Source organism: Candidatus Hydrogenedens sp. (assembly GCA_035361075.1).
Taxonomy (GTDB): domain Bacteria; phylum Hydrogenedentota; class Hydrogenedentia; order Hydrogenedentales; family Hydrogenedentaceae; genus Hydrogenedens.
On record DAOSBX010000007.1, the window covers coordinates 20800 to 32209 of the forward strand.

At 35.3% G+C, this 11410-nt stretch carries 10 protein-coding genes; 6 read left to right on the forward strand and 4 right to left on the reverse strand.

The genetic code is table 11. The features are described 5' to 3' along the window. Window positions 1-13: 13 nt before the first annotated feature. Both PLJ10_03485 and PLJ10_03490 read left to right on the forward strand, forming a co-directional pair. Entirely contained in the window at window positions 14-1006 is a 993-nt protein-coding gene (locus PLJ10_03485) for a hypothetical protein (GenBank protein ID HOK08704.1), read from the forward strand. Next, the gene (locus tag PLJ10_03490; GenBank protein HOK08705.1) at window positions 1003-1347 is read left to right on the forward strand and encodes a hypothetical protein; all 345 of its coding nucleotides are present in this window, start codon (window positions 1003-1005) and stop codon (window positions 1345-1347) included. The genes PLJ10_03485 and PLJ10_03490 overlap by 4 nt, the downstream gene beginning before the upstream one ends. Here PLJ10_03490 and PLJ10_03495 read toward each other — a convergent pair whose 3' ends face one another. The 3 genes from PLJ10_03495 to PLJ10_03505 are packed head-to-tail and all read right to left on the reverse strand — an operon-like array spanning window position 1348 to window position 4181. Next, the gene (locus PLJ10_03495; protein HOK08706.1) at window positions 1348-2283 is read right to left on the reverse strand and encodes a Stp1/IreP family PP2C-type Ser/Thr phosphatase; all 936 of its coding nucleotides are present in this window, start codon (window positions 2281-2283) and stop codon (window positions 1348-1350) included. A 45-nt stretch (window positions 2284-2328) separates the two neighbouring features. After that, window positions 2329-3318: a glycosyltransferase family 2 protein gene (locus PLJ10_03500; protein ID HOK08707.1), complete on the reverse strand. Its 990-nt coding sequence runs from the start codon at window positions 3316-3318 to the stop codon at window positions 2329-2331. An 8-nt stretch (window positions 3319-3326) separates the two neighbouring features. Then, on the reverse strand, window positions 3327-4181 hold the full coding sequence (locus tag PLJ10_03505; GenBank protein ID HOK08708.1) for a sulfite exporter TauE/SafE family protein: 855 nt from the start codon (window positions 4179-4181) through the stop codon (window positions 3327-3329). Window positions 4182-4377: 196 nt separating this feature from the next. On the opposite strand from PLJ10_03505, the gene PLJ10_03510 reads away from it, so the two are divergent. From PLJ10_03510 to PLJ10_03525, 4 genes are all read left to right on the forward strand, one after another. Beyond that, window positions 4378-5910, forward strand: coding sequence for a long-chain fatty acid--CoA ligase (locus PLJ10_03510; GenBank protein ID HOK08709.1), 1533 nt, complete (start codon window positions 4378-4380; stop codon window positions 5908-5910). A 603-nt stretch (window positions 5911-6513) separates the two neighbouring features. After that, window positions 6514-7386 (forward strand): endonuclease/exonuclease/phosphatase family protein, encoded by an 873-nt coding sequence (locus PLJ10_03515; protein HOK08710.1) that lies wholly within the window; start codon window positions 6514-6516, stop codon window positions 7384-7386. Between the two features lie 87 nt (window positions 7387-7473). Beyond that, window positions 7474-8235: an HAD family hydrolase gene (locus tag PLJ10_03520; GenBank protein ID HOK08711.1), complete on the forward strand. Its 762-nt coding sequence runs from the start codon at window positions 7474-7476 to the stop codon at window positions 8233-8235. A gap of 53 nt (window positions 8236-8288) precedes the next feature. Continuing rightward, window positions 8289-9149 carry a type 1 glutamine amidotransferase gene (locus PLJ10_03525; protein HOK08712.1) on the forward strand — a complete coding sequence of 287 codons (861 nt, stop codon included), beginning with the start codon at window positions 8289-8291 and terminating at the stop codon, window positions 9147-9149. 51 nt (window positions 9150-9200) lie between these two features. On the opposite strand, the gene PLJ10_03530 is transcribed toward PLJ10_03525, so the two are convergent. Beyond that, entirely contained in the window at window positions 9201-11372 is a 2172-nt protein-coding gene (locus PLJ10_03530; GenBank protein ID HOK08713.1) for an acetate--CoA ligase family protein, read from the reverse strand. Window positions 11373-11410: the final 38 nt, after the last annotated feature.

The window sequence follows — 11410 nt, forward strand, 5'->3', positions numbered from 1 at the left end:
AAAGATAGGTATTATGAAAAAGAGGCGCACGCGAAAATCCGTGCGCAAGCACGAGAAAGACTATAAATATGATGAAGAGCATGATGGGACATTTGTAGTTCCTAAAATCTCGGAGGATTTTATTCCTAAACAATATGAAAAGGAGGGGTGGGAATATCGTATTTCGTCGACGCCACAGGGGGATTTACTAATTCAACTAAAGAAGGATCGAAGTCGCTTCATTAAAATGATACTTTTTGCTTTGATTTTACATTTATCTGCTGTGACGTTATTTAAGATTGTTGTGTATATTCCGAGGACAGATTTACAATATTTAGATATTCGTGTTATTCAAACTGATATGTCAGAAGGTTCAATTTCAGACAGGGCAGAACGTTTAAAACTATCTAATAATTTGGAAACATTTGAAAATGAAGATGCAAGTGATATAGAGGCACTCAAACAAACAAATAAATTTGAACTACCGCAATTAGAATTTGAACAGTTGGAAAAACTTAGACTTCGCAGTATGTTGACAGAAGAGGACACGTCATTAGAACCATTGATAGCGGAATACAAAGATAGTTGGGCTCAATTTGGAGAGGGGATTAATCGAATTAGAGAATCCATTAGTGCATTAAGCCCATTTGTTGGACAGGAACCAAAAGATAAGGAGTCTTTTCGAGACACTGCTTCTCCGTTAATGAAACAATCGCTGAGTAATAATTTAGAAATTATATATCGTTGGATAACCCCGCCATTTAACAGGGCTCTATTATTTGTTCCAGGATTGTTAGAAACATCTAAAGAAAACTTATCGGAGAAAGAAGGGATGTATGATTTTATGCTAACAGTATTACCGGACGGAAGTGTTTCTCAGGTATTGGATTTAAACATTACAGAAGATGAAATTTCAAAGTATATACGGGTGGAGGTGAATAAAATACGATTTGAACCATTAATTCAGGTTGATTCGCAAGAGCAAAAAGTAACAATCCGTTATCGCTTTACCAAGGTATTACCATGATAGAAATTTCAATTACAAGTGCGGTTATTATCTATTCAGTCATCATAGCGTTCGTGGGCGTTTTTTTATGGGGCTTATCTGAATTTGGTACAAGAAAAATTTATACGATGTTTAAGAACCAAAATGTATGGAAGTGTTCTTATTGTGCATTTGTTTATCTGGATACGGATGCGGAAGAAATATCTCAGTGTCCACGATGTTATAGCTACAATGTAGCTTCTTCTATAGAAATGGAGGTTAACGATGAAAGTGGAAAAGAGATGGAAATAGAACCACGCCGTAATCCATCACATAAGAAACGTCCGCATGCTCAACATCGGGGTCCACGAAGGAGAAGGTAATTATTTTTGAGCCTTAAATAAGTGAATTATCTTTTTCCATAAAGAAGGTTTCCCCTCTGGAGAAATAATCACCATATTTCTGTAATTACTGAATTCGTTTGAATCCAAAGCACCCATTATTCGTATTCCAATTGCAGTGATATTGTCTGTTCCCCCTTCTTTTATGGCTTTTTCAACAAGTGCAGTAATACCTGTAAGTAAATTATCTTTTTCTAATTCTTTTTGAAGTTGTCGTTCAGAAATAAAGTTGCTTAGCCCATCGGAACATAGAAGAATAATATCGCCTACTTTTACTCGAAATGCAAATAAATCGATATCTACATTTTCTTTAATCCCTAAAGCCCGTGTGATAAGATTTTTTAATGAATGGTTGCGAGCCTCTTCTTCTGTTATTAGCCCTTCTTTGAGTTGTTCTGCGACAATGGAATGGTCTTCAGTAATTTGTTTTATTGGATACTCGGGTCGGTATAGATAAATACGACTATCACCTACTTGTGCTACATAAGCAATATCTCCATGTAACACTAAAACAGAAACTGTGGTTCCCATTCCGAAGTAAGTTGGGTCATTTTCGCTTAAGTCGAAAATTGTTTGATTTGCGACATTTACAGATTGAACGAGTGTTTCAGGAATGCTTGCAAGATTTGAATTAAAGTAGGTATCACTTAGACAATTTACCGCAATCTCACTGGCATGTTCACCAGCAGCCGCTCCACCCATGCCATCGGCTACTGCGGTTAATATGCCTAATTGTTTAGTTTGTTCTGGATTATCTGACCAAGAAAATAAACAACGGTCCTCATTATTAGTTCGGCGATTCCCAATATCTGAAATCATACAGACTTCCACTGAGTTATTATTCCAACTGAATATATACCGTTCTTCACTTTTAGGACCTATTTCTTTATGAATATTATGACTGGGATTCACAGCCACGATAATATCCTTTTATTATGTTAATACTTTAATTTTACCATGTTATTAGTATTTTGTAGTATTGAAATCGTCAGTAATTTTATTTTTTAAACCTGTTGTTCGGGTACAGATAAATAAAGGTCGTTGTTTTACCTCATCATAAATTCGGGCAATATATTCACCGAGTAAGCCAATTCCAAGCAAATTAATTCCTCCAAAAAAAGAAACCGAAATTAGTTGAGAAGCCCAAGCAGTAACAGCGAGACCTGTGATTAATTTATGATATAGAGCGAAAACGATAATAATAAAACATAACAAAAGACTGCAAAAGCCAGCAAGTCGGAAAAAGAAAAGAGGCACATAGGAAAAAGAAAAGAAGGCATTCATGGCAAGTGTCCATAAGCCACGTAGTCCGACTCTGTTTTTCTTATCATATCTTGCTCTTCTTTCTACATCAATACCTGTTTGTTTAAAGCCAACCCAACTTCTTAAACCAGGAAGGTATCGATTTCGTTCGGGACATGTCTTTATGGCATCTACCACTTTTTTATCCAATAGTCCAAAATTGCCTGCGTCTAAAGGTAAATTAACTTGGGCGCTGATGGATAAGAGACGGTAAAATAACCATGCAAAAAAACGGAATAGAATGGTTTCTTTTCGATTTGTTCTTTTTGCAAAAACCACATCATATCCTTCTTGCCATAGTTTGATGAAATCTGAAAAACATTTTGGGTCATCTTGTCCATCTGAGTCCATGATGATAACACAATCTCCTTGGACATAGTGCAAGCCAGCAGTAATAGCAGAAGGTTGACCGAAGTTCCGTGCAAGATGTATCACGCCAATAATATTTTGATATTGTTCAGCTAATGAATCTGCTATTTTGCCTGTGTCATCTGTACTCCCGTCGTTGATGAGAATGATCTCTGAAAATTCTTTTAAATTAAGTTTTTCAAGAGTACTTATAATCTCAGATACAAAATGTTCGAGGTATGCTCCTTCATTATATACAGGAGCAACAATTGAGAGTTTAAAATGTTCAGGTCTGTTAGACATAGTCTATATTATGAAACAGATACAGGTGTTTTTGCTAACATTTTAACAAGTAACTCGATCGGGTTTATCCCAATTAATAATTGAATACCAATCATTATTGTAAGAATCATGATAACAAAATTAAAAGTTCGTTCTGAAATTTTATTGTGTAACCAAACCCCAAGAGCAGAGCCAATAGGAACAAATGGAATTAGAAAAATATCAAATGTTAATACAGACCAATCCACCAATCCTACTGCAATATAGAAAGGGAGTTTAGTTAAATTAATTAAGGTAAATGTCCATGCTACTGTGCCTACAAATAAACTCTTTCCCAAATTTTTTGAGAAGAGAAAAAGGCTAACAATAGGACCAGCTGCATGAGCAAGTGTTGAAGTAATACCTGCAAGAATGCCGGCAATAATTCCAACCTTAATGCCGAAACTTTTTTGTTCTACCCATTTTAATGAAAATTCACGAGCCCAGATATATAAAGCAAAAAGAATTGCGATGATTCCAACAAATTGTTTTAGGGGTTTTTCAAATTGTTGAATTCCATTTTTTCCCATATACCACCACATCATTGAGCCCAATAATATGCCTACTATAGCTGGAAGATAAATTTCTAAAATTGGTTTCCATTGTTTGTTTTTTCTATGAACATAAATAGCATTTAAGTCACATAATATTAGTATGGGTAGTAAAGTTGCGGTAACCTTGTCAGGAGGCATAACTAACATCATAAGAGGAACGGAAATAATTCCGGCTCCACCTGCAAAACCTGATTTGCTGATGCCTTGAATTAATACACCTGATGCAACAAAAATCCAAAATATAACAGATGGTATATTAGGAATAGCATATTGTGACCAAATATGTATCACGTGATAAGACTCCATTGTTTACTAAGCAAATTGTTTATTATCATAAAAAAACAAAATAAGGTTGATTATACAATAATTGTCGATGTTAATTGTCCACTTAAAGTTGTATACAAATTTGCTTATCACATATTTTTTCAGTATTATGTTTTTGGCAGAATTATGGATTTAATTAAGGATATTTTTAAGGAGATTTGTTATGTTGAACTTAGGTTACTTTCTTGAAGAAACAGCAAAGAGTTATCCAACAATTACAGCTGTGATATTGGATGACATAAAAATCACTTATGAACAGTTGAATAAATATTCAAATAGGGTAGCAAATATCTTGAAGCAAAAGGGATTGAAAAAAGGGGATAAGGTGGCGGTGATGATACCCAATCTTCCTTATTTCCCTATGATATATTATGGGATTTTGAAAGCAGGAGGAGCTGTAGTTCCTGTAAATGTGTTATATCAAAAAATGGAAATAGAGCATTATATCCGCGATTCAGAATCGGTAGCCTTTTTTGTGTATCATGGGTGTTCTGGTGAAGCAATAAAAGCTTACCAGTCGGTTGAGTCCTGTAAGCATCTTTTTATTATTCCACCAATGGGTAATATGGAAGATTTAGAAGTTGGTGAAAATTTTAATAAATCGCTTATGGAATCCAGTGAAGAATTTGATGTTGTCCAAACAATGCCAGATGATACTGCGGTGATTTTATATACATCCGGGACAACCGGTGCACCTAAAGGTGCTGAACTAACACATTTCAATATGTTTTTCAATGCGTATTATGCATCACATGAGATAGTGAGGGTAAAACCGGGGCAGGTAGCGTTGGTTGTGTTACCTTTATTTCATTCTTTCGGACAGACCTGTGTTATGAATGCAAGTATTTTACGGGGTGGAACAATGTCAATGCTTCCGAGATTTGAAACACAAAAGGCAATGGAAGTTATCTCACGCGACCGAATCAATGTTCTTGCAATGGTTCCTACAATGTATGCATTTATACTTAATGCCCCGAACTGGCAAGACTACGATTTTTCGTGTGTTCAGTTAGCTGTTTCAGGAGGTGCTGCATTACCAGCAGATATTCACCAGCGGTTTCAAGAACGATATGGGATTACTATTCTTGAAGGTTATGGTTTATCTGAGACGAGCCCTGTTGCATCATTTACAGTATTAGGAGAAGAAGTTCGTGTAGGTTCTATTGGTAAGCCTATATGGGGTGTTGATATGAGAATTATGAGAGATGATGGAACTTTTGCTGATGCAGATGAAATAGGAGAAATTGTAATACGTGGACATAATGTAATGAAAGGTTATTACAAACGACCTGAAGCAACAGCGGAAGTTATGCTGAATGGTTGGTTTCATACCGGTGATATGGGACGGACTGATAAAGATGGATATTTTTATATCGTTGACCGAAAGAAAGAATTGATTATTCGCGGGGGAATGAATATATATCCACGTGAAATTGAAGAAGTTTTATATACTCACCCTAAAGTTCTTGAAGCGGCTGTTGTGGGAATACCGGATAAATTAAGGGGGGAAGAAGTGCGAGTATATGTGTCTCCAAAAGAAGGAGAAGAAATTCATCCTGAAGAAATAATGCAATTCTTGCAGGAGAAGATAGCAAAATTTAAATGGCCAAAAGATGTTATTGTTTTACCTCAATTACCGAAAGGTCCCACTGGTAAAATTCTTAAAAGACAATTAAGAAGCATGCCTATTGTATAGAATATGATGGGGGTTTATAGATAGGTACGTAAAATTAACTTTTCTTGCTTTTGCTTTTTTTATACTTTTAATTCAATTTTGTTTATATGCTATTTGTTAGCTTGTCTTTTTAGACCCTATTAAATATGAAATTCTATGGTAATAAATAAAAGTATTTTTTAGTCCATTAATGTAAATAATAGATAAAAATAAAATAATAATTTTTAATTAAAATAAAAATATTTATTGAAAAAGTAAAAATTTTCTTGACAAATGGTATCTATATGTAGTATAAATATAGTTGGTATACCACAAAATAAACTTTTGGTATACCCTGTGTGATTTACAAATCAAATAAACCTATAAAAAGGAGAATGGAAATGGCCACAGCAAAGAAAGCCGCTGCGAAGAAGGCTCCTGCGAAAAAGGCCGCTGCGAAGAAGGCTCCTGCGAAGAAAGCAGGCTGCAAGAAGTAAGCAGGTAAATATTTGCCACTCTTTCATGCACAGGTCATAAAAATATGACCTGTGCTTTTTTGTTTAGAGCAAATTTGATAAACGAAAAAAATATTTCGTAAGATGTTAGTTTGTTATATTAAATAAATATGATGGAAAGGAATAAATTATGAAACACTTTGTATTTTTTGTTTATTTATTTTTTTGTTTTTCGGTTATTTTTAATGTTGCTTTTTTTACGGAGCAAAGTTATGCAGAAGAAACTATTAAAGTAATGACATTTAATCTTCGCTATGGAACTGCGATGGATGGAGCCAATCACTGGAACAAAAGAAAGGATGTTCTTGTGGAGGTGATTAAAAAATATGACCCAGATTTATTGGGGACACAAGAATGCCTTGATTTTCAGGCAACATATATTGCGGAGCAGATACCTTCATACTCTTATGTTGGAAGAGGTAGAGAAAAAGATGGTTCAAGTGAACAGACCGCTATATTTTATAAAAAGGATTTATGGGATGTTTTAGATACTAAATATTTCTGGATTTCTGAAACCCCTGAAGAGCCAGGTTCAAAATCTTGGGATACTGTTTGTACACGAATTGTTACATGGTTAAAATTAAAACATAAACCTTCAGGTAAGGAAATGCTTTATATCAATACTCACCTTGACCATAAAGGTGAAACTGCTCGTCAAAAAGGAGCAGAGATTATTTGTGATAGAATAAAAAAGGAAGGTATAAATTTGCCGATTATAATTACAGGCGATTTTAATGCAGTAGGTGAAAAATCAGAACCGTGGAAGATTTTTATAAATAATGGTTTTAATGATTCGTGGTTGAAAACAGATGAAAAATCAGGTCCTTTGACAACATGGTGTGGCTTTAAAGACCCGGATCTCAATTCCGATTATCGCATTGATTGGGTTTTATATCAAGGACCATTCCATCCGTTAAAATGCGAAACCGTTGTTTATAGCAAAGAAGGTAGGTATCCATCGGACCATTTCCCTGTTGTAACTGTTTTCAAATGGGATTCATAATTGTTATAATTAAGCATCTTTTTTCCCCTCTTTAATTTCATGTATTACAAATATATTAAAAATTATTATTAACTGGAGAATAAACAAGTGGCAAAAGTTAAAGTAGTTACTTTTGATTTATGGGATTGCCTTTTTGTAGATGATAGTGATGAGCCAAAGAGAGCAAAGGCAGGATTAAAGAACAAAAAAATTTCGCGACGAGAGATACTTCATAATGCATTATCAAAAATAGCACCTATTGACCGTAGTCTTGTGGACACCGCTTTTGATGTTGTAGATTCGGCCTTTCGTAAAGTATGGCATGACCAACTTGTAACGTGGACTGTGGCAGAACGAGTTTCTGTGTTATTAGAAGGGTTAGGTCGTTCTTTACCGAAGGATGTGTTTGATGGGATAGTAAAAGCTTATGAAGATATGGAAATTCAATATATGCCCGACCCTGTGCCAGGTGCAGTCGATGCATTAAAAGAATTGAGTAAACAATATAAATTATCTATTGTATCGGATGCTATTTTCACTCCTGGCAAAAATTTGAGAATTTTATTACAGGAAGCGGGTATGTATCCTTATTTCGACTATTTTGTTTTTTCTGATGAGATAGGTGTATCCAAGCCACATCCAGCTGTTTTTGAAGCGGTAGCCCGACATTTTAATATTGAATTACAAAATATTGTTCATGTAGGAGACCGTCCTCATAATGATATTTTGGGACCACAATCTGTAGGTGCAAGGGGTGTGCTTTTAACAGCAGTGAAGGAAAGACCTTTAGATGGGGCCTGTCCAGATGCTATTTGCAAGAAATATGAAGATTTGCCCCGTATTATTCAGGAAATGGATACAGAGAGTTAAATAATATTTTTTATGAACACAAAAAATAAAAAAGTAGTAAAGGAGTAGCTAATATGAGTAAAGTCCCTCGATTTCTTATAGTAGATGGCTATCCCATAAAAAGCCGAGAACAATTTGATCAGGTAGGAATGAAACTTGCTGGAATACTTTATGCAGATTTGCTTATAAAATATTTACCAGAGGCAGAATATGATATCTGGTATAGTAGTGATGAAGGTGCCGTTCCACCGACAGATGAACAATTAAGTCAATATACAGGTGTTATCTGGCCTGGATGTAATCTAACGATTTACCATGAAGATGACCCACGAGTGCAAGCACATATCCACTTGTGTCAGCGTTGTTATGAAGCAGGTATTCCTCAAATAGGAAGTTGTTGGGGGATTCAATTAGCCAATTATTCTGCAGGTGGAAAAGTGGAGCCTCATCCTAAAGGACGCGAGATGGGAATTGCAACAAAAATCAGACTAACAGAAGAAGGGAAGAAACACCCCATGTTTAAGGGAAAACCTGAAGTATATTCTCATTTTGTTAGTCACGATGACCATGTAACCAAATTGGCAGATGGAGGAATTTTATTAGCGGGAAATGATTGGAGTACTGTTCAAGCGTGTGAGGTTCATTATAAGAAAGGTGTATTCTGGGCAACTCAATATCATCCTGAATATAATCTGCATGAAGTTGCACGGTTAATCATTGCACGTGAACCTAAACTTATTCAACAGGGAATGTTCCGAGACCACGAAGACATGATGATATATGTAACACGACTTGAAATGGTACATGCAAATCCCTCATTAAAATATATTCGCTGGCAATATAAGATTGATGATGATTTAATTGATGATAAAATCCGTGAATGCGAATTTATTAATTGGATAGAATATATCATCAAACCACGACTGTCCAAATAAAAATTTAAGATTAAAGGTACTAAAAAGATATTTTAATTAATAAAAGATAATTTAAAAAATACGAGGGGTGTTTCGAAGGTATTCGCTGTATCGGCAGAGGTGGGCAATGGCTTTTGCCATATTGGTAGGATTTTGGAAGACATAGATATTCATTTCTTCGAGTTTTTTTAGTACTGGATTTTTATTTTGACCGTGAGATAGGATCGTTGTGTCTGAAGCCACTACAATGGGTTTTTGGTAGGTTTGCATAAGTCTTGTAATTTCCTCTGCATCTTTTATCTCAAAATGGGTTCCGATCTCTGATAATTTGTCAAGTCCCAAATGTTTTGCCCGTTCTGAATTTTGGAGACGCACATATGCACTACCGATATAGCCAATGCCTAAGATAACCAGTATGTCAACCTCGTCGTCCTGTATTAGTATTTCCATTGAATTTTTAAATAAGTTTCTATCTGTTCCTGCGACCATATCCACAGGATTTGTTCGATTCCACCATTTAGGCATAATAGCATCTAATTTTTTTAATGTGTTTTCGGAAAGAGGAATGACGTTTAATCCTACTTTTGTACACACATCTGCAGAAATAACACCCCAGCCCCCCCCTTGCGATAGAATACCCACATTCCTGCCTCGGGGGAGTGGAACATTCGAAAGAAGATAGGCTGTTTCGGTTGCTTCATACACATCTTCAGTCAGTATTGCACCTTGTTGGATACAAATCCCGCGAAATAATCGGTAATCAGTGGCTAATGCACCAGTGTGTGAAGAAGCGGCGCGAGAACCTGCCTGAGTTTTGCCTCCTTTTAATATTATTACAGGTTTTTTCTTTGTTGTCTTTTTTAATTCGTTGAAGAAGAGACGAATATCCTTTGCACTTTCAATATAAGAAAAAATCACCTTTGTTTTGGGGTCAGAACCGAAAAAGTTCAAGTAATGGTAATTTTTAATAACTGCTTCATTGCCTGTGCTGATAAATCGAGATAGTCCTAAATGGTGTTCCATAGCCCAACTCATTATTGTGTTTCCAATATTCCCACTTTGAGATAAGATACTTAATCCACCTGGTTGAGGATATCTTCCTATCATTGAACAATACAATTTTTTTGGATATGGACTGACTACACCTGCGCAATTAGGACCGATAAGATATAGATTATTTTCGTGTGCAATTTGTTTTAATTTTTCCTGAGAAGTTTGTGCCTCTTCATTATTCAATTCTCCAAAACCTGCTGTTATGACAAGGACAACCTGAATACCTTTTTGGATACATTCCTGAACCGAAGGTAGAACTGTTGGTGGAGGAACAATAATAACCGCCAAATCTACCACTTCGGGCAAATCCAAAATAGAGGGATAACAAGGAATATTCAAGACCTCGCTTCGTTTGGGATTAACACCATATATCTTTCCTGTGTATCCCCCCTCAAGAGTATTAAACAGGACGCGAAAACCCCATTTGATTGGGGTATCTGTTATGCCAACAATGGCAATACTTTCAGGTTCAAATAGTTTCAATAGTGTGTTGAAATCAAGTGATGTTCTCTCTGTTTGTTCATTTTTTATCGAAATGTTCCCTTTAACTGCAAGGGCATCTACTGCAATAGGTGTATCACGATGTATCAAAATAGGATTTAATTCAAATTGACTGATTTTTGCTTCATTGCTTAATAGATTTTCAATAGATTTTATTATGGGGAAAATCTTTTTTGTATCAATAGGAGGGTCTCCGCGAAATGAATTAAAGATTTTTTTGAAATGTAATTCATAGATCATTTCTTGTAAATCAATTTCACTAATGGGGGCAGAACGGAAAGACACATCTTCTATCGCTTCTACAAAAATACCTCCTATACCGATATAAACACACACACCATATTCATTATGTTTCATTCCGCCAATGATAAGTTCGCGTTTACCATAAATATGTTTTTGTAATAAAAATCCCGATAGATTATGGTTTTGTGCATTGTTCTGAATCTCTTTTACTGCTTTTAATAAATCTTCTTCCGATTTTATATCTGTTTTTACTAATCCCAAATCGCTTTTATGGGCAATTCCTTCTGCCATACCTTTTATTGTTATCGGAAATTCTAAATTTTTTGAAGAGGAAATGAGTTCCTCTATGTTATAACAAATGCGAAAGTCTGCTATGGGTATTTTGTATTTTTCTAATAAATCTAATGTTTGTTTTTCAGAAAGAATAGTTGTTTGTTTTTGATTCATCAAAATAACTCCTGCGTCTTCACTTTGTAAATTGGCTT